Origin of the sequence: Sphingomonas sp. VDB2 (genome assembly GCF_047946695.1) — a bacterium.
Lineage (GTDB): Bacteria > Pseudomonadota > Alphaproteobacteria > Sphingomonadales > Sphingomonadaceae > Sphingobium > Sphingobium bisphenolicum.
On sequence record NZ_CP159616.1, the window covers coordinates 713,792 to 738,937 of the forward strand.

General features: G+C 65.9%; 22 protein-coding genes and 1 riboswitch. Of the genes, 4 read left to right on the plus strand and 18 right to left on the minus strand.

Going from position 1 to position 25,146, the window contains the following annotated elements; translation table 11 throughout:
- Positions 1 to 1,437, plus strand: a complete 1,437-nt coding sequence (locus tag ABT375_RS21680; RefSeq protein ID WP_416465216.1) for an aldehyde dehydrogenase family protein — start codon at positions 1 to 3, stop codon at positions 1,435 to 1,437.
- Entirely contained in the window at positions 1,437 to 2,348 is a 912-nt protein-coding gene (locus ABT375_RS21685) for a CmcJ/NvfI family oxidoreductase (protein ID WP_416465218.1), read from the plus strand. The genes ABT375_RS21680 and ABT375_RS21685 overlap by 1 nt, the downstream gene beginning before the upstream one ends.
- A 77-nt stretch (positions 2,349 to 2,425) precedes the next feature.
- Here ABT375_RS21685 and ABT375_RS21690 read toward each other — a convergent pair whose 3' ends face one another.
- The 3 genes from ABT375_RS21690 to ABT375_RS21700 form a co-directional block, all read right to left on the minus strand.
- Entirely contained in the window at positions 2,426 to 2,836 is a 411-nt protein-coding gene (locus tag ABT375_RS21690; RefSeq protein WP_224550628.1) for a hypothetical protein, read from the minus strand.
- A 2-nt stretch (positions 2,837 to 2,838) separates the two neighbouring features.
- The gene (locus ABT375_RS21695) at positions 2,839 to 4,308 is read right to left on the minus strand and encodes an aldehyde dehydrogenase (protein WP_261936985.1); all 1,470 of its coding nucleotides are present in this window, start codon (positions 4,306 to 4,308) and stop codon (positions 2,839 to 2,841) included.
- 103 nt (positions 4,309 to 4,411) lie between these two features.
- Entirely contained in the window at positions 4,412 to 4,975 is a 564-nt protein-coding gene (locus tag ABT375_RS21700; protein WP_416465220.1) for a TetR family transcriptional regulator, read from the minus strand.
- Positions 4,976 to 5,040: 65 nt separating this feature from the next.
- On the opposite strand from ABT375_RS21700, the gene ABT375_RS21705 reads away from it, so the two are divergent.
- Positions 5,041 to 6,084 carry a Rieske 2Fe-2S domain-containing protein gene (locus ABT375_RS21705; RefSeq protein WP_416465222.1) on the plus strand — a complete coding sequence of 348 codons (1,044 nt, stop codon included), beginning with the start codon at positions 5,041 to 5,043 and terminating at the stop codon, positions 6,082 to 6,084.
- A 62-nt stretch (positions 6,085 to 6,146) separates the two neighbouring features.
- On the opposite strand, the gene ABT375_RS21710 is transcribed toward ABT375_RS21705, so the two are convergent.
- The 15 genes from ABT375_RS21710 to ABT375_RS21780 form a co-directional block, all read right to left on the minus strand.
- A complete protein-coding gene (locus ABT375_RS21710) occupies positions 6,147 to 8,546 on the minus strand; it encodes a TonB-dependent receptor (protein WP_416465224.1) in 2,400 nt (799 codons plus the stop codon).
- A gap of 235 nt (positions 8,547 to 8,781) precedes the next feature.
- Positions 8,782 to 10,257: a carotenoid oxygenase family protein gene (locus ABT375_RS21715; RefSeq protein WP_416465226.1), complete on the minus strand. Its 1,476-nt coding sequence runs from the start codon at positions 10,255 to 10,257 to the stop codon at positions 8,782 to 8,784.
- A gap of 79 nt (positions 10,258 to 10,336) precedes the next feature.
- Positions 10,337 to 10,843: a bifunctional adenosylcobinamide kinase/adenosylcobinamide-phosphate guanylyltransferase gene (gene cobU / locus ABT375_RS21720; RefSeq protein ID WP_416465228.1), complete on the minus strand. Its 507-nt coding sequence runs from the start codon at positions 10,841 to 10,843 to the stop codon at positions 10,337 to 10,339.
- On the minus strand, positions 10,840 to 11,781 hold the full coding sequence (gene cbiB / locus ABT375_RS21725; protein WP_416465230.1) for an adenosylcobinamide-phosphate synthase CbiB: 942 nt from the start codon (positions 11,779 to 11,781) through the stop codon (positions 10,840 to 10,842). The genes cobU and cbiB overlap by 4 nt, the downstream gene beginning before the upstream one ends.
- On the minus strand, positions 11,774 to 12,763 hold the full coding sequence (locus ABT375_RS21730) for a threonine-phosphate decarboxylase (RefSeq protein WP_416465232.1): 990 nt from the start codon (positions 12,761 to 12,763) through the stop codon (positions 11,774 to 11,776). The genes cbiB and ABT375_RS21730 overlap by 8 nt, the downstream gene beginning before the upstream one ends.
- Positions 12,760 to 13,479, minus strand: a complete 720-nt coding sequence (locus tag ABT375_RS21735) for an adenosylcobinamide-GDP ribazoletransferase (protein ID WP_416465234.1) — start codon at positions 13,477 to 13,479, stop codon at positions 12,760 to 12,762. Before ABT375_RS21735 ends, ABT375_RS21730 begins: the two co-directional genes overlap by 4 nt.
- Positions 13,476 to 14,045, minus strand: a complete 570-nt coding sequence (locus ABT375_RS21740) for a histidine phosphatase family protein (RefSeq protein WP_261936993.1) — start codon at positions 14,043 to 14,045, stop codon at positions 13,476 to 13,478. The genes ABT375_RS21735 and ABT375_RS21740 overlap by 4 nt, the downstream gene beginning before the upstream one ends.
- Positions 14,042 to 15,058, minus strand: a complete 1,017-nt coding sequence (cobT, locus tag ABT375_RS21745) for a nicotinate-nucleotide--dimethylbenzimidazole phosphoribosyltransferase (RefSeq protein ID WP_416465236.1) — start codon at positions 15,056 to 15,058, stop codon at positions 14,042 to 14,044. The genes ABT375_RS21740 and cobT overlap by 4 nt, the downstream gene beginning before the upstream one ends.
- Positions 15,055 to 15,462: a DUF1636 domain-containing protein gene (locus tag ABT375_RS21750; protein ID WP_066609172.1), complete on the minus strand. Its 408-nt coding sequence runs from the start codon at positions 15,460 to 15,462 to the stop codon at positions 15,055 to 15,057. Before ABT375_RS21750 ends, cobT begins: the two co-directional genes overlap by 4 nt.
- Positions 15,462 to 15,998 (minus strand): hypothetical protein, encoded by a 537-nt coding sequence (locus tag ABT375_RS21755; protein WP_416465238.1) that lies wholly within the window; start codon positions 15,996 to 15,998, stop codon positions 15,462 to 15,464. The genes ABT375_RS21750 and ABT375_RS21755 overlap by 1 nt, the downstream gene beginning before the upstream one ends.
- A gap of 26 nt (positions 15,999 to 16,024) precedes the next feature.
- Positions 16,025 to 17,965, minus strand: coding sequence for a TonB-dependent receptor plug domain-containing protein (locus ABT375_RS21760; protein ID WP_416465240.1), 1,941 nt, complete (start codon positions 17,963 to 17,965; stop codon positions 16,025 to 16,027).
- Positions 17,966 to 18,114: 149 nt separating this feature from the next.
- A riboswitch (cobalamin riboswitch) is annotated at positions 18,115 to 18,306 on the minus strand.
- An 11-nt stretch (positions 18,307 to 18,317) separates the two neighbouring features.
- The gene (locus ABT375_RS21765; RefSeq protein WP_416465242.1) at positions 18,318 to 19,625 is read right to left on the minus strand and encodes a cobyrinate a,c-diamide synthase; all 1,308 of its coding nucleotides are present in this window, start codon (positions 19,623 to 19,625) and stop codon (positions 18,318 to 18,320) included.
- A 105-nt stretch (positions 19,626 to 19,730) separates the two neighbouring features.
- On the minus strand, positions 19,731 to 21,338 hold the full coding sequence (locus ABT375_RS21770) for a GMC family oxidoreductase (RefSeq protein ID WP_416465244.1): 1,608 nt from the start codon (positions 21,336 to 21,338) through the stop codon (positions 19,731 to 19,733).
- Between the two features lie 8 nt (positions 21,339 to 21,346).
- The gene (locus ABT375_RS21775) at positions 21,347 to 23,527 is read right to left on the minus strand and encodes a PQQ-binding-like beta-propeller repeat protein (RefSeq protein WP_416465900.1); all 2,181 of its coding nucleotides are present in this window, start codon (positions 23,525 to 23,527) and stop codon (positions 21,347 to 21,349) included.
- 5 nt (positions 23,528 to 23,532) lie between these two features.
- Positions 23,533 to 24,447: an NAD(P)H-binding protein gene (locus tag ABT375_RS21780; RefSeq protein WP_261936998.1), complete on the minus strand. Its 915-nt coding sequence runs from the start codon at positions 24,445 to 24,447 to the stop codon at positions 23,533 to 23,535.
- 97 nt (positions 24,448 to 24,544) lie between these two features.
- Here ABT375_RS21780 and ABT375_RS21785 point away from each other — a divergent pair, with 97 nt between their 5' ends.
- The gene (locus ABT375_RS21785) at positions 24,545 to 25,042 is read left to right on the plus strand and encodes a nuclear transport factor 2 family protein (RefSeq protein WP_261936999.1); all 498 of its coding nucleotides are present in this window, start codon (positions 24,545 to 24,547) and stop codon (positions 25,040 to 25,042) included.
- Positions 25,043 to 25,146 lie beyond the last annotated feature (104 nt).

Consider the following 25,146-nt stretch of genomic DNA (forward strand, 5'->3'; position numbering starts at 1 on the left):
ATGCCCAACACGCAGCAACATTATATCGATGGCCAGTGGGTCGACAGCCAGGGCGGCCGCACCATCACCGTCATCAACCCCGCCACCGACCAGAGCGCCGCCGACCTGATCCTGGGCACCGCTGCCGATGTCGATGCCGCCGTCGTCGCCGCGCGCCGTGCGTTCGAGACATTTTCCCAGACCAGCCGCGAGGAACGTGCCGCGCTGCTGGAACGGATCGTCGCCGAATATCAGAAACGAGTGCCCGACATCGCCCGCGCCATCGCCACCGAAATGGGCTGCCCCATCTCCATGGCGCAGACGGCGCAGGCGGGATCGGGTCTGGGGCATCTGGGACAGGCGCTCAATGCCCTGAAGAATTACGAATTTTCCGAGAAGATCGGCGACAACCGGGTGGTGCGCGAAGCGATCGGCGTGGTCGCGCTCATCACGCCGTGGAACTGGCCGATGAACCAGATCGTGGCCAAGGTCGGCCCGGCGCTGGCGGCGGGCTGCACCATGATCCTGAAACCTTCGGAAGAAGCGCCTAGCTGCGCCGCCATCTTCGCAGAGATTCTGGATGCAGCAGGCGTGCCACCGGGTGTCTTCAATCTGGTGCAGGGCGATGGCGAAGGCGTCGGCACCGCGCTCGCCCAACATCCCGACATCGACATGGTCAGCTTCACCGGATCGACCCGTGCGGGCATTATGGTGGCCAAGAACGCGGCCGACACGGTGAAGCGCGTTGCGCAGGAACTGGGTGGCAAATCGCCTAACATCATCCTGGAAGGCACGCCGCTCGACAAGGCGCTCCCCGGCGGGGTCGGTGGTGTGCTGCTCAACAGCGGCCAGAGCTGCGTCGCGCCCACCCGGATGCTGGTCCACAAGTCCCAGCATGACGAAGCGGCGGAAAAGGTCGGCGCATTGTTCGCCGCCAAGAAGGTCGGCAATCCGCAGGTCGAGGGCGACCATATCGGCCCGGTCGTCAGCCAGCGGCAATGGGACCGCATCCAGCGCCTGATCCAGACCGGCATCGACGAAGGCGCGACCCTCGTCACCGGCGGCACCGGCCGTCCCGAAGGGTTGAGCGAGGGCAGCTATGTCCGTCCCACCGTCTTCGCCAACGTCACCCCCGACATGACGATCGCGAAGGAGGAGATTTTCGGTCCCGTCCTCGTCCTCATGCCCTATGAAGACGATGAAGACGCCATCCGCATCGCCAACGACACGCCCTACGGCCTGGGCGCCTATGTCGCGGGCGATCCCGCCCACGCGCGCAAGTTCGTCAGCCGCATTCGCGCGGGCGCCGTATTCGTCAATGCCGGCGGCCTCGCCTTCGACATGCCGTTCGGCGGTTATAAACAGTCGGGCAATGGCCGCGAATTCGGCAAGTTCGGGCTGGAGGAATTTCTGGAGGTCAAGTCGGTCATAGGCGCGCTGCCAGAGGAAGTCGACTGATGGCCAGCCTGCCGATCGCAGCCGATGTCGAGGATAGCGCGCGGCAGGCGCCCGCGCTGATCCGCTATCTCGATGAAGGCGATTTCGTCACCCGGCGCTACGTGTCGCGCGGGGTCGAGATCAACACCGGCCGCTATGGCGATCACCGCATGGTCGTGCGCGACGGGATGCCGATCCGCGATCATTTCCGTTTCGACACCCACGGCTTCATGCTGGGCAAACACCCTAGCGCAATCACCGACTTCTTCGACAAGGAGGCGGTCGATCGTCTCTATCTGCGCGAATGTGAAGAAGCGATCCGCGCGCTAACCGGCGCGAGTGGCGTGTCGGCAGGGGGCTGGATGATCCGCACCTCCGCCGACCTGACGGCCCGTGCGCAGGAAAAGGTCGAGAATTACCGCCATGAAGGCGGCATCCAGCCGCCCGCGGGCGAGGCCCATGTCGATTATAATGAGATTACCGGCCGCCGGGCCGCCGAACGGGCCTACGCCGCCGCCTTTCCCGACGGCCCCGGCTATAAGCGCTATGTTTGCGTCAGCTTCTGGCGCACCTTCACCCCCGGTCCACAGGACTGGCCGCTGGCGGTATGCGACGGGCGCACCGTGTCCGACGAGGAAGCGACGTCTAACACATTGTTCGTGGTGGACGAATTGCCGACCGGCGACGCGCTGACCGCGCCGGTCCCAGGCGAAGATCAGATGATCGCGGCCTCCATCTTCCGCCATCGCGACCGGCATCGCTGGTGGTATTTTTCCGACATGGCGGCTGACGATGTGCTGCTGTTCAAATTCCAGGACAGCGATCATAATGTGACCTGGCGCTGCCCGCACACCGCCTTTCACGACAGCAGCCTGCCCGACACGAAGACGCGCTCCAGTATCGAAGTGCGCGCGGTGGCGTTTTTCGAATAGCCCCGGTTCGGTTCGAGCTTGTCGAGACCATTGCGCTATGCTTTTCGACAGGCTCGAACCGAACGGAATAAATTGGCCTACCAGCGCAGCAACCCGATCAACTCTCGCCGCCAAGGCCAAAGCAATATCGCGTTCAGTACCAGCGTTACGATACCGAACGCATATTCGACCACGCCGGGATCGAGCACGAAATTCCAGTAGCCGATCACGATGTTGAGCGGGACGCAGGCCAGCGCCGTGGGTAGCACCCCCCGGTTGGCCAATATCAGCAGCGCGGCGACCACCTCCATCAGCTTGATCCAGGCGAACAGGCCGCTATGGATCAGCGCCAGCGTGAATTCCTGCGCCAGCGGCGTATTGCCCAGCGGCTGAAGGTCGAAGGGGGTGAAATATTCCACCCCCGAAAACAGGAACCAGCCGCCGAAGATGATCCGGGCGGCAGTGAACGCCGCCCCGGTGCCGCGCCCCTGCCCGTTCAATGCGATCATGGTCAGAACCCCGCGGGCGCGGCGTCGAGCAGGATCGTTTTGGTTTCCAGATAGGGCTGCAAGCCTTCCACCCCGCCTTCGCGACCGATGCCCGATTGCTTGAAGCCGCCGAAGGGCAGGCCGAATTCCAGCTTCATGCCATTCTGCCCGAAGCCGCCCGCGCGGATGCGCCGGCCGATGCGATAAGCGGCATCGGCGTCGTTGGTCAGCACCGATCCGTTCAGACCAAAGCTGCTGTCGTTGGCGATACGGATCGCATCCTCCTCATCTTCGGCGGGAATCAGGCAGAGCACCGGACCGAAAATCTCCTCCTGCGCGATGCGGCTGGCGTTATCGACATTGGCGAACAGGGTCGGCTCGATGAAATAGCCCTTGTTCAGATGCGCCGGACGATTGCCGCCCGTCACCAGATCGGCGCTCTCCCGACCCAGGGCGATATAGTCCTCCACCCTTTCCAGTTGCCGCTTCATCGCGACGGGGCCAAGCTGGGTGTCGGGCGCGTCGCTATGGCCGATGCGGATACCCTGCATCACCTTGGAAATGGCGTCGGCCAGCTCGTCATGCCGGTGCCTGGACACGATCGCGCGGCTGAGCATCGCGCAGACCTGCCCGCTCATGATGGTGATGGTGTTGCCCAGGATTGCGGCAGCGACCTCGATCGGGAAATCGTCGCGGACGATCGCTGCCGACTTGCCGCCCAGCTCCAATGTGCAGCGTGCGACGCGGCCAGCGCACACTTCGCCGATCCGCTTGCCCGCCAGCGTCGATCCTGTGAAGGTCACCTTGTCAATGCCGGGATTGCGGACCAGATGGTCGGACGCATCGCGTCCGGCCGCGACCAGATTGACGACGCCCGCCGGCACGCCCGCCGCCTCTGCCGCTTCGGCCATGATATAGGCTTCCAGCGGGGTTTCGGGCGATGGTTTCATGATGACGGTGCAACCCGCGACCAGCGCATAGGCGACCTTGGCCGACATGATGCCATAGGGCGCGTTCCAGGGCGCAATCGCAGCGACCACGCCCGCGGGCTCCTGCACCACGATCGCGGTATTGACCATGTGCGAGGGTCGCCGCTCCACGAAGGGATAGGTCTCGGCATAGCCGGCGATCGCCATCAGGGTCGCGGTCGCGCCACCGGTCATGATCGGCGCGAAGCTGGCGAGCCCGCCAACCTGCGCGGTCCAGGCCGCCGCCAGTTCGGGCGCGCGCTTCTCCAGTTCCGCGCCCATGCGCTTTACGATCGCACCGCGTTCGGCGGGGGCCATGGTCGGCCATGGTCCTTCATCGAACGCCTTGCGCGCGGCGGCGACGGCACGATCCATGTCCGTCTCCGTGCCATCGACGACCCGCGCGACGACCTCCTCGCTATTGGGCGAGACGATCTCGATCACGCCGTCGCCGGTCGAATCGATCCAGGCGCCGCCGATGAACAGCTTATCGGGATGGGCGATGCGGATGGCGTCGGGAGTCATGGTCTATCCTCTTCTGCATGTCGCCACCGCGCCCTTGCTGGACCATGCGGCTGGCCTTGACTGACCACCACATCATAACGAACGTTATAATTATTGCAACGGGTCAATCGACACGGAAGCCCGACACCATCGCTTCCAGCCCCAACGCGAAACTCTCGTCAAAGCCGATCATCCCGGCCAGATGATCGTGCATCGCCTCGCTCTGTTCATAGACCGCCCAGCCCAGCACAAGCGCATTGATCGACGCGAGGCAACTGAGCGCGTGGGCGCGCGACAGCCCCTGCGCCACCAACGGCGCGGACAGTAGATCGGCCGCTGCCGCTGCCGTGTCCGGCGCGGGCCGCGCCGTGGCGCAGAGCAGCGCCGATCCCTGATGGTTGAGCAGCGCGCGGCGCAAGGCCGCACCATAGTCCAGCAACCAGTGCCGCCAATCCCTGGCCGCACCCGTGCCGGCCGCAACCAGGGCGCGCGCATGAAAGCTTTGCGCCATCGCCCGCATCAGCACCGTCTTGGATGGGAAATGCCAGTAGAGCGCCGAAGCCTGCACGCCCAACCGCGCCGCGATCGCGCGCATGTTGAGCGCCCCCAACCCCTGTTCGTCCACCAGCGTCAGCGCCGCCTCGACAATCTCTTCCTGCCTGATCTTCACCGACCCTTCTTGCCCCATGGCGCGCGCCTTGACAATTGAACAATGTTCATTGAACATTGTTCAATAAATGAGGGAGAGTCGAAATGACCTATGTCCGCAACGCCTGGTATGTCGCCGCCTGGGAGCAGGATCTGGAGCCCGACAAGCCGATGGCCGTATCGATCCTGAATGACCCTATCGTACTCTGGTCGGCGGACGGCCGGCTGGTCGCGTGCGAGGATCGTTGCGTCCATCGCCTTGCTCCCTTGTCGCTCGGCCGCTGCGAGGGCGCGCGGCTGCGCTGCATGTATCATGGCCTGTTGTTCGATGCGGACGGCGCGGTGGTGCAGATACCGGGGCAGGAGATGATCCCGCCGCAGGCGCGGCTGCGCACCTATCCCGTCGCACTGCGCCACAGTTGGGTCTGGGTCTGGATGGGCGATCCCGCACTGGCGGACCCGGCGCTGATCCCGCCGGCGGTCGGCTTTGACGACCCCGACTATATATTGGGGCGCGGCTTTCTCGACTATGCGGCCGAAGCCCGGCTTATCAACGACAATCTGCTGGACTTCAGCCATCTGAGCTATGTCCATGCCAAGAGTTTCGGCGCAGGGCCGGAATTTGCAGAGGAACGCCCGCGTCTCCTGCCGCTGGACCGGGGGGTGCGTTTCGAGCGCTGGGTGGTCGGCACCCATGGACCGGGCGGGCGCCAAAGCGATGCACCGATCGATAGCTGGCAAAGCTACGACTTCCTGTTGCCCGGCGTGCTGCTGATGTGGAGCGGCAGCTTTGCAGCTGGCACGGCAGAACGGTGCGGCTTCGAACGGCCCGATTATGACGAGGCGATCGGCGCGGTGACCTTCACCAGCCAGGCGGTGACGCCGACCGGCGACCGGACGGCGCGTTATTTCTTTTCCTGGGGACCGCATCGCAACCATGGCGACGAAGCCGTCCGCGACATGCTGATGCGCCTGGCCGACATGGCCTTTGCCGAGGACAAGCTGATGATCGAAGCGCAGCAGCGCGTGATCGATCGCACGCCTGCGCCGCGTATCATGCCCACCGTCCATGATCGCGGCGTGACACTGTTCACGCGCCTCGTCGATCGTCTCGCCCGCGCCGAAGCCGGCGAAGCGGTCGCTGCCTGACGCAAGGAGGGCTCGTCCGCTGATGCGGACGAGCCCTCCTCCCCCTATCCCTGCAGAAAAGATCAGAAGCTTTTCTTGACCGTGGCCGTCCATTCGCGCGGCCGGCCGACCGTGCCCGTGACGACCCCGAAGGTGCCGACATTTTCCGCTACGCCATTATAATAGAATTTGTCGAAGACATTGGTCACGCCGACGCTGAGCGACCAGTCCTTGTCGGCCGCCTGATAGGTCAGCCGCGCATTGACCAAGCTGGGCGCGTCGATCAGATTATAGGGATTGTTGACCGAGTTATAATAGAAGTTCGACCGCCAGGACCAGTCGATCCGCGGCGTCAGCGTGCCGTTGCCGCCGAGGTCCGCTTCATATTGCACGCCCGCCGACAGTTGCCATTTGCTGATGAAGGGCGCTATCATATCCTTGGTAACCAAGGTCGCGGGATTAGTGATCTTCTTGTAATCGAAGTCCAGATAGCCGACCGACGCATCGAACGACAGGCCGTCCGCCGGACGCAATTGCGCTTCCAGTTCCCATCCGAACACTTCCGCATCGCCCGCATTGGACGGCACCGAGCAGGACAGGACGACGCTTTCCGGGCACTGATAGCGCACCAGCTGCATGTCGTTATATTTGTTGAGGAACACCGCGCCGTTCAGGCGCAGCATTCGGCCGAGCAGATCGGCCTTGAACCCGGCTTCATAGGTGGTCAGCTTTTCCGGACCGAAGGTCTGGACCTGGTCGGGCGCCGACGGGCGCGGGTTGATACCGCCACCCTTGAAGCCGGTCGATAGCTGGGCGTAGGTCATCAGTTCGTCGGACCAGCGATAATTGACGCCGATGCGATAATCGACCCGATTGCCCTTGAAGGTGCCGGTCAGCCCGTCCAGCCCGACGAGCAGGAAATTGGGCGTGAAGAAGGCGCCACTGGGCAGCGTGCCGTCCACGTTGCGGCGCGAATAGCGATAGCTCTTCTTGTCGTCGGTGTAGCGCAGCCCGCCGATAATGTTGAAGGCGTCTGTCACATGAAACTCGCCATGGGCGAAAACCGATGCGCTGCGATTCTTGACGACATCGTCCGCCAGGAAATCGAACAACAGAGTCGGGATCTGGCTACGGCCCTGGATCGTATCGGTCGCCTTGTAATAGAAACCGCCGACGGTCAGGTCGACCTTGTCATTGAAATTGGCGCTGAGGCGCAGTTCCTGCGTGAACTGCTCATGGCCGTAGGTGAATTCCTGCAGCAGAATGGCGAGCGGCGATCCGTCCACGTCGATCGCGCTGGTGCCATCGGCGCTGCGATAGCCGGTGATCGACTTGAGCTTCAGACTGTCGGACAGGTCATAATCGATCGTGCCGGAGAGGCCCCAGGCCTTGACGGTGCTGGTCGGGCTGGCGGTGAAGCCGCCCGGCGCGATCTGGGTCGGGATGCCGAACACCGTCGTATAGTTGCCCCCCGTCGCATAGGTGGCATAGGAGGTATAGCTTTTGTCCCCGGTCAGGAAACGGCTGTCGAACGGGATGCCGGCTGTGGGATCGCCCGCGACATAGCTGCGCACCGACGGGTTATCGGCATAGAGCAATTTGGTCGCGACCGTCTCGCTCTTGTCCTTCGATACGTCGGCGACGACATTGATTTCCAGCGGCGATCCGGCCGGCGCGTAGCGCAGTGCGGCACGCAGCGCCATCACGTCGATGCCGCCTTCGGTGCCGATCTGGCAATTCTTGTTGCCGCTGCTGGGCGGAATGCCGGACGCTGGATTGACGCAGCCATAGTCGAGCAGCTTCATATAACCGTCGACATTCTTCGACACGCCCGACACCCGCAGAAACAGGTCGTCGGTCAGTGGGACATTGGCGCTGCCGCGCAATTCCAGCCGGTCGAACCGGCCATAGGTCGCCTCGACAAAGCCCCCCGGCGTCGAATCCGGCTTCTTGCTGAACAGCTTTACCGCGCCGCCGACGCTGTTCTTGCCAGCCAGTGTGCCCTGCGGCCCGCGCAGCACCTCGACCCGCTCCAGGTCGGTCAGGTCCATGACCGCGCCGAAGGTCGTGCCGTAATAGATATCGTCGATATAGATGCCGACGCCCGGCTCCAGCGCGAAGCTTGCGTCGAGCTGGCCGACCCCGCGGATGAACGCGGCCACGGCATTGCCCTGGATGCTGGTCGCGGGGGCCAGCGCGACATTGGGCGCGAACTGGCCGAGGTCTGTGACGCTGGTCTGGCTGCGCGCCGCCAGCGTATCGGCCGATACCGCGGTGATCGCGATCGGCGTATCTTGCAGATTCTGAGCCCGGAACTGGGCGGTGACGATGATGTCGGCGGCCCCGCCGGCCTGATCCGCTGCCTGTGCGGGCGCGTCGGCCGGTACGGTCGCATCCTGCGCCAGAGCCGGCGCAGCGATCATCGCACTCGCCAGCGCCCACCCCGCCACATGGCCTCGAAATATGCGTTTCCAGTCGGACATCTTGGTCTTCCTCCCTCTCTTGCAGCTCATGGCATGGAAAGGGCGACACCGGCCCCGCATGTCGCAGGTTCCGGTCGGGCGGTGCTTTGCACCTGCCTTATAATGTCATCCTCTCGCCCATACCGGCGGCCGGCTTGCGCGTTGCGGTTCTTGTTGGAGGGGGCAGACGTAGACCGCCCCTCTCTCGCCTATCTATAACGATCGTTAGTATTTTGTCAAGCGTGCCGCATAGCGATCAGGCCGCCTTTTTACCTTGCGCCGATGCCAATTGCGCCGCCGACACCCAGGCGCCATGGACCTGCGCGCGCATCGGCAAGGGCATGGGCACGCGCGCGATCGGCCCGGCCGCGATCGCGCCCGCATCGACCACCCACAATTCGGACCTGAACTCTGTCTCGCCCGCCTGACGGTCCACCACCATCAGTAGCCAGCCGTCATGTCCCGCTTCCGGGGAAGCCACATGCACCGGTTCGCTGATGGCCATGCCGAACTCCAGCCCCATCATGTCGATGCGGCCGTTACCCGGCTCGATCTGCAATAGCGCGTTGAAGGCGAAGCCGACCGGCCCGCCCGGCAGCGGCGGACCACCCTGGGGGTTCATCGACAGATACCAGGCCGACCGATAGGGCCGCCCCTGGTCCGCGTCGCGCAGGCGCGGCATGTCACCGGGCGGCCCGACCAACCGTTCCTCGAAACGGTCCCCTTCCTTCGACAGATCGAAGGTCCAGCGGGTCAACCCGCCCTGTATCTCCCGCTGGTCGCGCCGGATGCCGCCCGCTTCCCGCATGAAGCCGAACGCATTGGTATCCGACAGGCAGAGGTCGAGATGGATGAGATCGCCATCGTCATAGGCGTTGACGATGTGGAAGGCCGACACGCCCGGTCGCCCCCGGAACCAGCGCATCTCCGCCCCCATGCCATGGCGCGGCATGATGCCGACCCAACTGTCCAGATCCTGCCGATGCGCCCAATGCGCGCCGCCGGCCTTCAGCCGATCCAGGTCGGCCGTGGTCGGAAAGACCGGGAAGATCGCGTGGCGTTCGGTGATCGCAAAATCATGGATCGACGAGCAATAGGGCTGATCGAACCATGTTTCGCTGACCAGATTGCCATTGCGGTCCGCCACGCCATAGGCGACCTTGGTCGAACACAGGCCGTCCGCTTCATAGCCGAAGAAGAACATCTCTCCCGTCTGCGGATCGACGCGGGGATGGGCGGTGAAGGTCTGCGATGTGAAGGCGCCATGATAGTCCCAGCGACCGATCGTCTCCAGCGTATCGGGATCGATCTCATAGCCCAGCCCGTCTTCCTTGGTCATGAACAGCCGCCCGCCATGCCAGACCGGCGTGGTGTTCGCGACCGTACGATCGCGGCCGGCAACGGCGGGATCGTCCGTGAACGGGTTGCGATACTGCCCGAACAGCGCGCGCCGCGCGTCCTTTTCCAGCCGGTAGCGCTCGGTTTCGACATAGCGGATCGCGTAATCCACCTTGCCGTCCTGGATGGTGAACTTGGCGACCATGCCGTCGCCCGACAGGACGATATCGTCGTCGAACATCGGCGCATGGGCGGGGTCCGGGACGGCGCGGAAAAAGGCGCCGGCTATCCCGGCAGGGATTTCGCCGATAACGTCCAGATTGCGGGCCGCCCATTCGATGCCGACAGGTGTGTTCAACCCGACGAAATGAATGGTCTGGGGATAGGCTGGCATGGCCTTGAGGCTCCTCTCTTATCTCGACTCATAGTAACAATCGTTACTGTTGTTGCCAAGCGGAGAGTGCAAGGCGCCGTCAGCGCAGTGTTAGGGGCAAGCCTGCCGCCAGGAAAACCGCTTCGTCAGAACAGGTCGCCACCGCCTGGTTGATGGTGCCCGCGACGTCGCGGAACCGCCGCGCCAGCGCATTGTCCGGGACGATGCCCAGCCCCACCTCGTTCGCGACCAAAATCACCGGCCCCCGCGCTTGGCGTAGCGCCATGACGAGAGCATCCACCGCTCCGTCGATGTCGCGCTCCGCCATCATCAGGTTGGACGCCCATAAGGTCAGGCAGTCTATCAGCAACACCCGGCCCGGCCGCGCTTCCGTCCGCACGATCCAATCCAGCGCGACCGGCTCCTCGATCGTGCGCCAGCGTGCGCCGCGCTCCTCCCGGTGGCGCGCGATACGACTGTCCATTTCGCTGTCCAGCGCCTGCGCGGTCGCAACGAACAGACAGTCGCCCGGCATCGCTTCGGCACGGGCGAGCGCATAGCGGCTCTTGCCCGATCGCGCGCCGCCCAGCACCAATAGCACCGTCATAAGCCACTCCATGCAAAGAGCGCAGCGGCCAATCCAAGCAGCAGGCAGGCGCGCAGATAAAGGCGCAGCGCAGCTTCGAGATCGGCGGCGGCGAGATCCCCTCGGCCCGATCCGATCCACGGTTTGTCCTGCGCGACGCCATCATAGGCGATCGGCCCGGCCAGCCGTACGCCGAGAGCGCCCGCCATGGCCGCTTCCGGCCATCCGGCATTGGGAGAGGCGTGACGACGCGCGTCGCGCAGCATGATGCGCCAGCCTCGCCCCGCACTCAAGCAAAGCAACAGGCCGGCAAACCGCGCGGGTATGAGATTGAGCAAATCATCGAGCCTTGCTGCCGCCCATCCGAAGGCGCGCCACCGTTCTTCGCGATGACCGATCATGCTGTCGGCGGTGTTGATAGCCTTATAAGCCCACAGGCCCGGCAACCCGCCCAGCAGCAGCCAGAAGAGCGGCGCCACCACGCCATCGCAAAAGCTTTCGGCCAGGCTCTCGATCGCGGCGCGCGCGATGCCCGCGCTGTCGAGCCTTTCGGTATCCCGGCCCACTATCATGGCGACGGCGGTGCGGGCCGCAGCCCGATCATCCGCCTGCAAGGGTTCCGCCACCGCGCGGACATGCCGGTAGAGGCTGCCCGCCGCCATGCCCGGCACGGCGCAGAGCGTGATGAAAATCCAGGCCCAGCGTCCTCCAATCCCACGCAGCCCCCACTCCAGCAAAAACCCTGCCCCCATGGCGACGATCAGCAGCAGCAATAGACAACCAATACCCGCCACGCGTCGTAGCCGACCGGGCAATTCCGCTCGGTTCCAGGCCCGCTCGCACCCGTCGATGATCGCCGCAAAGGCGCCGACCGGGTGGCCGATGCGCCGATACAATGGCTGGGGCCAGCCGATCGCACCCTCGATCGCCAGCGCCAGCAGGGCCACGGGCTCAGCCACCCTCCAGCGCCCGATCCAGTCGCGCCAGCGCCGCCGCGTCGGCCGGCAAACCGATTCGTAACCAGCCTGCATTCTCGTCGAAGGGCCGGGTCAGGATCGCGTGCCGGGCGCAACGGGCAAACAACGTCGCGGCGACATCGGTGACGATCAGGCGGAACAGGGGGCAAGCGCCCTGGGGAGACAGGCCATGTGCGTGCAACAATCCGTCCAGCGTTGCCGCCTGTTCGATCAGGCGTGCCTGGGTGGTAGTGATCCAGTCCCGATCCGCATAGGCGGCCGCCCCGATGACCAACGCCGCGGTCGATACCGGCCAGCTCCCCAGCCGTTCGCGAAATCGCGCGATGGCCGCGCGCGGCCCTATGACAAAGCCCAACCGTATACCAGCCAGCCCGAAGAATTTGCCGAAGGAACGGAAGATGAGGAGACGCCGATCGTCCGCAACGCGATCCGCCATGCTGATGTCCGGCAGGCAGTCGGCAAAGGCTTCGTCCAGCACCAGCCAGCCGTCGCTCGAAGTCTGTCGCTCCAGCAGCGCGTTCAGTTGAACCTTGTCCAACAAGCCGCCGTCGGGATTATTGGGATTGGCGATCAGCAGAATATTGCCGTCGAGCAAGGCCGGATCATCTACGCCGGGGATGAAGGCGCGGCCGTCGGGATGAATATCGCGATGGGTGCGGTAGCAGGCTGCGCCATGCAAGACATTCCCGGCTATGATCCCGCGCAGCAGCCGCAATCCCGCCTCGCTCCCCGGTAGCGCGCACAAATGGGCCGGATCGACGCCGAAATGCCGCGCCGCGTTCTGCTCCAATACGGCCAGTTGCGCATCGCCGGGCAAGGCGCGCCAATCGATCGCAGGCGCTTTCTCCACCGGCCAGCCAAGCGGATTGATCCCGGTCGACAGGTCGATCCACGGTTCCCGGCCTTCGCCGAACCATCGCCGCGCCGCGTCCAGCTTGCCACCATGATGGGTCCAACGCGTCATGACGCCCGCGTCAGGATCAGTGCTGCGAGCAACAGGCCGCTTTCCAGCAGTTCGATGCCCGCACCATGGCTGTCGCCTGAAATGCCGCCGATCCGCACAAGAACCCACCAGCCCCACAATCCGGCCAACGGCGCCACGGCCAGCAGCGCCGGCATCCAGAAGGCGGCAGAGAGGAGCATGACGCCCCACAGCGCCAGATCGGCCGGGCGGATGACCGCGCGGAATTGCGCGCCAAGGCCGTCATGCAGAGGCGGCAGCCAGCGGCTCCAGAGCAGCGGCCCAATCCGTGCGGCGAAGGGGATCAACAGCAGCGCGGCGAATGCCTTCAATTCCACAAGGCCATGGAGCAGCACCAGCTTGGCGATCACCTGCAACGCCACCGCGGTGGCGCCCATGGCGCCGACATGGGGATCGGCCAGCACCGCCAGCAACCGCTCGCGATTCTTGTGCGCCGCGCTCGTCGCATCGGCCAGATCGGCCAGTCCATCCAGATGAAGCGCGCCGGTCACGCAGACCCACGCCACGAGCGCCAGCAACGCGCCGGTCCACGCATCGATCCAGGCGCCGGCCCATCCCGCGGCGGCGACCAGCGCGCCGACCACCAGGCCCGCCGCCGGAAAGCAGCGCATCGCGGCGGCGAACGCCGCCCCGTCCGCCTCCACCCGCGGCATAGGCAATCGCGTCAAGAACTGGAGCGCGAAGATGAGGCCCTTCACGCCGCAAGCCCCGCGATCTGCGCCCAAGGTTTCTCGCCAGGCCAGAGACGCAGCGTAAGACGGGCGGCATAGGGCAGGTCGATCGCCCAGATCTGGCGCTGGTCGAAGCCGCACAGCAGCGCCAGCGCGGCGCGTATGGCCCCGCCATGGGTGACGACCAGCGTCGGCCGGGGCGACAGGGCGGCGATCGCCGCACCGACCCGCGCTACCAGCGCAGACCAGCGCTCGCCTCCGGGGGGCGGACAGGCATCGGGGTCCGCGTAGAAATGCGTCAGGGCCGCCTGGTCCAGCATCGCCGGATCGGCGCCGTCCCATGCCCCGAAATCCAGCTCCCGCCAGCGCGGGTCGATCTGCGGCGCGATGCCACGCGGCGCGGCGATGGCCGTCGCCGCCTGCCGCGTGCGGGTCAGGTCAGACGATATTATAACCTCCGCCTCCAGCCCGCAGGCACGCGCCACGCAGGCGGCCGTCCCCGCATCGGTGGCGGCCCAGTCGGCATGTCCCAGCAATCGCCCGGCAAGTTCGGGCGTGCCATGCCGCATCAGATGGAGCAGCATGCCGCTCATCCGCCCGCCGATACACCCGCATCGGCGAAGGTCGCCATCTGGTCATGGGCCGCTACCGCCGCGCGGATCACCGCCACCGCCACCGCGCCGCCGCTGCCCTCGCCCAACCGCATGTCGAGATCGAGCACTGGCTTCAGTCCCAGCCGGTCGAGCAGCCGCCCGTGCCCGGCTTCGGCCGAGCGATGTCCGGCGATCACATGATCGGTGATCGCGGGCGTGGTGGCCGCCAACGGCGCCAGCGCCGATGCGCAGATGAACCCGTCAAGCACCACCGGCACTTGGCGATGCCGCGCCGCCAGCATGGCCCCTGCAATGGCGACGATCTCCCGCCCGCCAACCCGGCGCAGCGTCTCGAACGGCGTCATCGGCGCTTGGGCATGATGCGCCATGGCCAGATCGACCACCTGTCGCTTGACCGCCAGTGCGTGGGCATCCACGCCGGTCCCCGCGCCGACCCATTCCGCCACGCTGCCGCCGAAGCTGCGCTGGCACAGGGCCGCGGCGGCGGTACTGTTCCCAATGCCCATCTCGCCCAGCAACAGCAGGTCCAGGCCCGGATCGACCATATCGGCCCCGCAGTTGAGCGCGGCCAGGCAATCCGCCTCGCCCATCGCCGCGGCGACCGTGAAGTCTTCGGTCGGGCGATCAAGGTCGATCGGCACGACCTGCAGATCCAGCCCGGCTGCGCCCGCCAGCGCATTGATGGCCGCGCCGCCAGCGGCGAAATTCGCAACCATCTGCGCCGTCACCGCGGGCGGAAAGGCGCTGACGCCATGCCGCGCCACGCCATGATTGCCCGCAAAAATCACCGCCCGGCCGCGATCGATATGCGGGCGCGCGCGCCGTTGCCAGCCGGCCAGGAAGATGGCGATCTCCTCCAGCCGACCCAAAGACCCGGCCGGTTTTGTCAATTGCCCCTGCCGCGCTGCGGCAGCGGCGCGGCAGGCCAGGTCGGCCCCCGGCAGGGACGCCAGCGCGTCGTCGAAAGCCGCCACGGTGGGAAACAGGCTCATGTGGCGACGAACCCGGCAGGCGGCAGACGCACGATGAAGTGGCCCTTCACCCCTTGCGGCCAGTCGGCATAAGGCACCTGGCCATGGGCGCTCGCGGCATGATGCGCCGCATAGTCGAGGATCGCGCGCGCGGCATCCTCGTCGGGCGTAAAGCGCCCCAGCACATAACCGATCTTCCCCGGCGCCCGCAGATGGACGGCGCAATGGTCGGAACAGGCGAAGAGGCAGGGCATGTCCTGCACCGCCACCCCGTCATAGCGGTCCGACCCGGCCTTCACCCGGCGCAGCGCCTCCGCCAGCCGCGCACCGCCGCGCACGCCATCGGCATCTTCCCGCTGCCCCGGCGAGTGGCGGCAACTGCTGCACACCACCACCGCCGGACCATCCTCGACCGCGCGCAACATCAGGCGGTCGCCGCACGGCGCAGCAGGCCGCTGCGGGCGGCCAGATGCTGCAACGCCAGCAGGCCGGCTAGGATCATGGCGTAGCGCCCGAATTGCCGCGCCATTACATCCGGCGCGAAGGCCGCCCAGCCGGAATCGAGCGCCCATGCGCCCGCCAGGACGGCCAGCTTGAACGTAGCGAACGCTGCTCCATAGGCCGCGACCAGCCGCACCGCCGGATGCGCGTGCGGCAACAGGCGCACCGCACCATCCGCGCCGAGCAGCGACGCGATGGCCGCCAGCGCCATGGTCCCGGCCCAGACGCCATTCTCCACAGTCGTTTCATAACCCAGCTGGCAATAGCCCACCCCCTGCGACACCGCCCAGGCCGCGAGCATCAGAATGATGCCGTCCTGCCGGCGGACATGCAACGCGGCCAGGGCGGCCAGGGCGGGGAAAGGCGTGGCGCAGGCCAGCGCCAGAGTGGTTATGGTGCTGGCCAGCGTCATCAATCCGATCCAGAGATGGCGGGCGGCGGCAGGGGACAGGCTGTCCATGGTCATACGCTCCTTGTCAGGGGGGATCAGAACCGCGCCCGCAGGCCAGCATGAATGCTGCGGCCCAATTGACCGTAGCGCCGCGCGGTTTCATAATATTCGTCGAACAGATTTTCGACCCTGCCGAATAGCGTCAGCTTGCCCATCACCGGCATTTCGGCACGCAGATCCACCAGCGTGTAGGCCGCATTGACCAGTGGCGCGACCGTGGCGCTGGTGCGCGCGGTGTCGAGCGCCTTGCCCGACCAGCGCACCGCCACGGCGGTGCTCAGGCCGAACGCCCAGTCGTACCGCGCTGTCGCATTGGCCGCATGGCGCGGTCGCCGCGCCAGTTGGTTGCCATAGTTCAGGCCCGGCGACCGATCCTCCGCGGACACCCAGCTATAATTGCCGTCGATCGTCAGCCGACCGGCATGGGCGACGCCGGCCAGTTCCAGCCCGTGCGCCTCGCTGCGCTGGACATTGGCATAATAGCCAAAGCGCGGTGCCGTCGTGCCCGGCGCATAGCAGAGCGGCGGCCGGTTGGTCGTCGGACAGCCATTATAGGTGATGAGATTGTCGGTGCTGCGATCGAACCAGGTCGCCGACAGGATCAGCGCATGGTCGAACAGATGCTGTTCGATGCCGGCATCCCAGCCATGCGCCTTTTCAGGCACCAGGGCGGTGTTCCCATAATCGCTGTAGAGCTGGTAGAGCGTCGGCGCCTTGAAGCCCTCGCCATAGCTCGCCCGCAGGATCGTGCGGTCCTTGACCAGCGCCCAGGCTGCGCCCGCGCCGAAGACCGTGTTGCCGCCAAAGGTCGAATGATGATCGTAGCGCACTCCACCATTGACGGTCAGGCCGGCCAGCGGCTCGACGCTCAGTTGGGCATAGAGGCTGTCGATATCAGCAGACCCGCGGGTCGTGGCGTAGGCAGCCAAACTATCGGAAGGCGAAGCCGTGCGCATCCGCTGCTCCTCGCGCTCCGCGCCGAAGGTCGCGGTCCAGCCCTGCGCGATGGTGAGCACGCCCTGATATTCGTAGCGCTTCGTCTCGCCTCTGGCGGTGAAACTGGTCTGGCGCAGTTTGCGGGCGGGGTTGACGTTGTCGCGTAGCGTCTCGCTGCGGCTGAAGGACAGGCGATTGCGCAGCGCACCGCCGAACAGGTCGGCGTTCAGGCCGGCATAGCCGATCCATTCCTCCACTTCCGAATATTCCGGACTATCGGGAATGGCCCCGGCGCTGTCGATGTCGGTGCGCCCCTTGGCATAATAGCCGCGCATAGCGATCGACACGCCCGGCGCCAGCGCGACGCCCAGACGCCCGTTGAGCGTGCCGTTGGTGTAGCCGTCCTTCTCCTTGGCGCCAAAGCGCGGGCTGATCGCCGAGATGCCCTCCGTCGTGAAGCGGCTGCCCGCGACCTGCCAGTCGATCGCGCCCTGTCGGCCGCCCAGCGCAGCGCGGGCGCTGACGGTATCGCGCGATCCCGCCTCGATATCGAAGCTGCCTTCGATCGGGCGTTCGGCCCGTGCGGTGACGATGTTCACCACGCCACCGATCGCCTGGCTGCCCCAGAGGATCGACTGTGGACCGCGCAATATCTCGATCCGGTCGATGGCGCCGGTCATCAGCGTCGCGAAATTATAGCCGCCGCCGGTCGAGGACGGATCGGCCAGCTTCACGCCGTCGATGACCAGCACGGTCTGGTCGGCCTCCGCGCCGCGAATGCGGATCGAGGTCGCCGTGCCATAGCCGCCATTGCGGGTGAAGCTGACGCCCGGCGTGCGGATCAGCAGGTCGGACACCGCCAGCGCCTGTGCGGCGTCGATTGCCGGCTTGTCGATGATGGTTATGCTCGACGCCACCTGTTCGATGGCCTGCGGCTGGCGCAGCGCGGTCACGATCACCTCGCCCGCATCATCGGCCAAGGCCGGCGTCGACAGGCCCGCCAGAAGCAGAAGGCCGCTCTTTGAAATCCAATGCATCATAATCCCCCAGTCGTTGACAGGACCGGGCGGACGCGACGCGGTGGCGATGCAGGGCGCACGCGCGCACGACATCGCCACCGTGCGAACCCGCACGGTCAGCTTGTCGTTGCGCGAGGATATCCTCGTTCGACCGGCACACCCTGTCCGGACGAAGAACGACCGCGACAGGCAGGTCTCCTGGCTTGCGGGTCAATGCCGTATTCGAAGCGCCTTCTCGGAATCATCGATTCCAATGGCTTGTGCCTCGATGGCTCGCCGCTCACAGTTGCAGGGGCAGCCGGGGTCTTTAACCCCGTTCCCTTTTGATCCCCTTGCGGGGAACCTGACGCGCAGCCGCCCTAATCGACTTGGATCAGGCGATCAAGTGGAAGAAGCCACCGGTCACCTGGCCCGCGCGGTGGCCCGCCGGAGGAAGGGCCTGCCCCTCCGCATCGGCCATGTCGGCCAGCGGCTCGCCCTCGCTGGCGGTGATGCTGGCATAATGGAACTCATGACCCAGCAACAGTTGCCCGACAGAGGCGAAGCTGGTGCCGTGCCGCAGCCGCGCGCTGCGATAGCCCAATGTTCGGCGCCTGCGCGCAAAACTGGTATCCATCGGCAACAGGCCCGCCATCGGGTGGACGACGCCGTCGCCATCCTCCAGCGTGCGGCCCAGCACCATATAGCCGCCACATTCGCCATGCACCGGCCGGCTCTGCGCAAAGGCGCGCAGGCCGTTCAGGAACTGGCCATTGGCCGCGATCCGCGCAGCATGGAGTTCGGGATAGCCGCCGGGCAGCCAGCAGGCATCGCAATCGGCGGGCGGCGATTCGTCCGCCAGCGGAGAAAAGAAGCGCAGCTCCGCGCCGGCCGACCGCCACCAATGTACGATATGGGGATAGAAGAAGCTGAAGGCGGCGTCCCTGGCGACGGCGATCCGCTGCCCCGGTGGCCGGATGCCGGGCGGTTGCGCCGGCACGTCTGTCGTAGCGCCGGCCGCCGCCTGGATCGCATCCAGATCGCATTGCGCCGTCACCCGCCCTGCGATCGCGTCGATTCGCCGTTCCAGTTCCTCCGTTTCGCCAGCCTGCACCAGTCCCAGATGGCGGGACGGCATGGCCAATCCCTCGTCCGTGGCCATCGCACCCAGCAGCGGCAGGCCGATACGCGCGAACCCATCCTCGATCATGCGGACATGGCGCGTGCTGGCCACCTTGTTGGCGATCACTCCGGCGATGGCCGGCGCGCCGGGAAAAGTCGCGCAGCCATGCGCCACTGCCGCCACCGTCTGCGCCGCTGCGCGGGCATCGACGACCAGCAGCATCGGCCAGCCCAGCAGCCGCGCCACATCGGCCGACGCGCCCGAACGACCCGGCGCCCGCGCGCCGTCATAAAGGCCCATCGCGCCTTCCGCGACGACGAGTTGGACAGTTGTAGCGACGTGCGCCGCCAGCCCCTGCAGCATGGTCGGCGCCATGGCGAAACCGTCCAGGTTGATCGAGGGCCGGCCGGTCGCGGCTTCGTGAAAGGCCGGGTCGATATAGTCGGGTCCGCATTTGGCACCCTGCACGCTCAGGCCGCGATCGGTGAAGGCGCGTTGCAGGCCAATCGTCACCATCGTCTTGCCCGCGCCCGACGCCGGGGCGGCGATCACCAGTCCCGCGCCCAGTCGCGGCGTCACGACGTGCGCCATACCGGCAAGGGGGCGATGGCATCCACGAAGAGGGCGGCGCGATTCGGTGTCATGCCCGCCTTGTGGCAAAGCAGGCCCCGCGCCGCCAGCGCGTCAATTGCGGCGGAGGCGCCTCAGCAGGTGATCCGCGCCCTTGTCGCCGATCATGATCGCGGTGGCGTTGGTATTGCCGGCGGGAAGGCTGGGCATGACCGAGGCGTCGGCGACCCACAGCCCCTCGACGCCGATGACGGCCAGATCGGCGTCGACCACCGCCAACGCATCGTCGCGCGCGCCCATCCTGGCCGTGCCGACCGGGTGATATAGTGGGATCGATGCCATGCGCACGTAGGCGCGCAACTGTTCCGGGTCGGTCAGCCCCGAGCCGGGGCGTAGCTCCCCCCTTATATGTGTCGCAATCGGTGTCTCATGCAGGATCGAGCGGGCGATGCCGATGCCCTCGACGATCTGGTCGATATCATCGTCGCTGCCCAGTTGCCGATGTTCGATTTTCGGCGGCGCGAAAGGGTCGGCCGAGCGCAGGCTGATCCGCCCGCGATGGCTGGGCCGCATAAGCCCGACCAGGGTCGAGACCGACGGCGTCTTGCGCAGCATCAGCCGGCCCTGTTCGTCGAAATCGAAAGCGAAGGCGGCAAAGCTGATCTGCAGATTGGGCGCAGGCAGGTCCGGCCGGCTCTTCACGAAGGCCTGGGCGTGGCCGATCGCCGTGGTCAGCGCGCCGCGACGCGACAGCGCGTAGCGCAGCACCTGCCACGCCCCGCGCAGCCCCTGCGCGTCGCTGTTGAGCGTCCGCACATCCACCTCGTTCACGACATGGGTGCCCACATGGTCCTGAAGATTGGCGCCGACGCCGGGGAGGTCGCGGACGACCTCTATCCCATGGGCGCGCAGATGGTCGGCCGGGCCAATACCGGACAGCATCAGCAGGCGCGGCGTGTTCATCGCCCCGGCACTCAGCACCACGCCATGGCGCGCACGCAGCATCTTTTCAACGCCGTCCTGCCAATAGACGATGCCGACCGCGCGACCTGCCTCGATCAGGATGCGCAGCAATTGCGCCCCCAGCATTATGGTGGGCGCCTTGCCACTGCGCCGCTCGTGCAGATAGCCGCGCGCCGCGGAACAGCGTGTGCCGCCTCGCTGCGACACCTGCACATAGTCGACGCCCTCGGCGTTCTGCCCGTTCAGATCCGACGAGCGGGGGATGCCCGCCGCCTGCGCCGCTGCGATCCACTGGTCGGTAATCGGATAGCGCGCGCGCCCTTCGGACACCACGATCGGTCCACCGGTGCCGCGCCACTGGTCGGCGCCGCGCTCATTATCCTCCATCCGCCGGAAATAGGGCAGGACCGATTCATAATCCCATCCCGCCGCGCCCCGCCGCGCCCATTCGTCATAGTCCCAGCGATGGCCGCGAATGAACATCATGCCGTTGAGCGCACTGCCACCGCCCAGCATCTTGCCGGCCGGCCAGATATCGGCCCGGCCACCCAGCGACGGGTCCGGCTCGACCTGATGGCACCAGTCATAGGCGGGATTCTGCACGATGGCGCTGGTAAGCGCGGGGATGCGCGACCGCATATGCCGGTCGGTCCCGCCCGCCTCGATCAGGGTGACGGACAGGCCCGCATCGGCCAGCCGCCCGGTCATCGCGGACCCGGCCGAACCGCCGCCTACGACAATGATGTCGGTGTCTTCCATGGTCGTTCCTAGAAATTGGACATGATGGCGGCGCTGGGCGCGTCGAGCGGCTTGCCGGCGGCTTTCAGCTTCAACTCGCGCTCCCGCAACGGCCCCTGTTCGGCGATCAGCCAGGCATGGATGGCATCGGCATCCTCGACGCCCAGCAGGTCGTCCCAGCGTGGCATCCCGCCCGGCAGCAACAGTCCTTCCCGCACGATCTGATTGAACATGTCATGCGTGCCTGGCTGCATCCGCCGCAGGTCGGGCGCAGTCGAGCGTAGCTGGTTGCTGTGGCAGATGGCGCAATTCTGGAAAAACAGCCCCTGCCCCTTGGCGATCATCGCTGGCGTCACGCCGGGCTTTTGCGCGGGGGGTGCGGAGGCCACCTCCACGGGTGTTAGCGGCGTTGGCTGCGCCACCGGTCCGCCGTCCAGCTTGAACACCAGGATGCGGTTGGCATTGCCGTTGCGATAGGCGGCGGAATAGCGCGGCACATAGCCCCAGCCGCCGCCGCCGAAGCCAGCCGCGACCGCGATATATTGCACGCCCTTCACGCGATAGGTCATGGGCGCGGCCATGATCGAAGTGCCGGTGTCGATTGCCTTGATGAGCTTGCCGTTGTCGGCGTCGCGGACCATCAACTTGCCGCCGATCGTGCCGTGGACGATGAGGCCGGACGCGGTGGAGAGCATACCCATCCGGTCCTGCCACCCTTCGGTCGGCACCGCCCAGCGGGCCTTGCCGGTCAGCGGGTCGATCGCGCGCAATTCCGACGAATAAGGCTTGTCCTTCACCCACTGCATTTCGGGCAGCTTTTCCACCTGTTCACGGATCGCGGGCGGCAGGGTCGGCAGCACGGCCTGCAATTGCGGGGTGAAGATGAGCGTCGTCTGGACATTGAGCGCCTTGGGCCGCCGCGCTTCCGCCGGGGTGCCGGGGGGCACGGTGAACATCAGGTTCCCCATGTCCAGCACAGAGGCATAATAGCTTTTGCGCTCCGCATCATAGGCGGCCGGATACCAGTTGCGCGCGCCCGCCGATGCCGGGAAGACGATACGCGGGCCGTTCCAGAAATCGGTGCGGTCCGGCGTCATCTGCGGCACGCCATCCTTGTCGAATCCCCTGGTCCAGTTGGTCCGCACGAGTGGATTGACGCGCAGCGGCTTGCCGGTTTCGCGATCCAGCACGAACAGATAGCCGTTCTTGGGCGAATGGAGGATGACCGGTCGAACCTGCCCGTCCACTTCCATCTCCGTCAGCACCATCGGCTGGGTGGCGGTGAAGTCCCAGCTATCGCCGGGCGTTTCCTGATAATGCCACTTCACCGCGCCGCTTTTGGCGTCCAGCGCGACGATCGAGGAGAGATAGAGGTTGGTCCCACCCTTGGGCGATCGGGTCGCGATCGAATAGGGGCCGCCATTGCCGACGCCGATATAGACGGTGCCGAACTTGGGATCATAGTTGATCGCATCCCAGACGGTGCCGCCGCCGCCGATATCCCAGCGGCTGTTGGGGTCCCAGGTCTTGAGCGCGGCGTCGAGCGCCTTGTCCTCTTGCGGTCCCTTGGCCGGATCATGGGGTACGGTGTAGAAACGCCAGGCCTGCGTGCCGTCGGCGATGCGATAGGCGGTGACATAGCCGCGCGTGTCATATTCCGCGCCGGCATTGCCGAGGATGACGAGGTCGCCGGCCACTTCGGGCGCGCCGGTGCTGGTATAGCCCCGGCTGTGATCGACCACCGTGTCGGTCTTCCAGAGGATCTTGCCGGTCTTCGCGTCGAGCGCGTAGAGCATCCCGTCAAGCGCGCCGACCATGACCTTGCCATTGGCCACAGCGACACCGCGATTGGCCTGATCGCAACAGGTCGACCGATTGGACTGCATGTCGACCTCCGGCTCGAAGGTCCAGAGCGGCTGGCCGCTCGCGGCGTCGAGCGCATAGACGCGGCCGAGATTGCCGCTGGTGTACATCACCCCATCGACCACCACAGGCGTCGCTTCCTGCACGCGGTTGGTGTTGAGGTCATAGGACCAGGCGAGGCCGAGCCGCCCCGCATTGCCCTTGTCGATATCGGTCAGGCGCGAATGATGGCTGCCCCAGACGTCGCCGCCGGTATAGGGCCAGTCGTCGCCCGCCCCGCTGTCACCCGTCGTTCCACCGCCCGCGCATCCTGCGAGCGCCAGCAACGCCGCCAGCGCGGCCATCATCTTCTTCACAGCGGCCAGCCTTCCTTGTGCGCCAGCATCACGTCGCGCAGGCTTTTCGGCTTGCGACCGGTGATCTTTTCCACCCAGTCGGTCTTTTCCGCGAAATAGCCTTCGCGGATCGACTGGCCGAATGTCACCATGTCGTCGCTCGACCAGGGGATCGGCCCGTCGGGCACGATGTCGGAGGCATGGCGCGGCGCACCCAGCCCATCGAAATAGGCGAACATCGCCTCGTCATCGACGGCTTCGACCACGATCGGCTTGCCGGCGAGTTCGCTCGCCAGCGCCATCGCCTGCGGGATGGTGATGAGGTCGGGACCGGTCAGCACATAGGCCTGATTCTCGTGGCCCGGCTGGGTCAGCACGCCCACGGCGGTCGCGACGCAATCGTCGCGGCTGACGAAAGCGACCGGGCCATCACCGCAATTGTCGGGCTTTCCGCCCATCATCAGTGCGGGGATGGTCATCGGCCCGGCGATCGCCTCGGCATATTGGCTGTCGCGCAAATGGGTCCAGGCGGCGCCGGAGCCTTCGATAATCTCCTCGGTCGCGCGATGGTCGTTCTTGACGATCGCGGGATTGCCGGGCTGATCGGCGGCGATGATCGAGGTGTAGACGATGTGCCGGACGCCAGCCGCGACCGCCGCTTCCACCGCATGGCGATGCTGGCCGACGCGGGTGCCGACGCGCGCGGTGCTGATCAGCAGCATCTTTTCGCCCCCCGCCATCGCGGCGGGAAGGGTGGCGGGATCGTCGAAATCGGCGAAGCGGACGTCGGCGCCTTTTGCTGCCAGATCGGCCAGCCTGGCCGGGGTGCGGGTCAGCAATATCGCATCCTGCGGCGCGACCTTTTCCAGCAGCAATTCCGCCGCCGCCCGCCCGAACGAACCCGAAGCGCCTGAAATGATGATCTTCCCCATGCGTCCTCTCGCTTGCATGATCTGTCGTCTTGTTGCAGATAATCGTAACGAATGTTATTATTGCGTCAAGCCATAGAAACTAAGGAGAGTGACTATCATGCCTTCCCTTCCGATCGAGGACCGGATTGCGCTGCAAGACCTGATCGCCGCCTATAGCTGGGCGCTCGACACGGGTGACGTCGATGGGCTGGTCGCCTGCTTCACCCCGGACGCGCGCATGGTGGAGGAGGTATTTGACGATCCCGACATCTGGGAGGGCCATGAAGGGATTCGCGGCATCGCCGAACATTATCGCAATGCGCCGGGCTTTCCGGGGCGCCAGCATCATGTGACGCAGGTTCAATATACCGCACAGGACGACGGCAGTTGCAAGATGCGCGGCTTCGCCTTCGTGACCGAGTGCGAGGGCGAGCCGCCCTATCTGTTGCGCTTTGCCGGCTGGTATGACGACCATGCGGTGAAGGGCGCCGACGGCCAGTGGCGCTTCCATCGCCGTACCGTGCGGCTTTGGGATGGCGAAGTGCTGAAGAATTTTCCCGGTCGCGGGGAATGGGTGCCGCGCAAGCGGCCGGACTCGCTGATTATCCGGCGGTAACACCAGCCGTTCGTTTCGAGCGTGTCGAGAAATGGGAGCGCAGTTCTGGCCGCTTCTCGACCTTGGCCTGTCCTGAGCGCCTGCCTTGTCAGACAGTCGAAGGG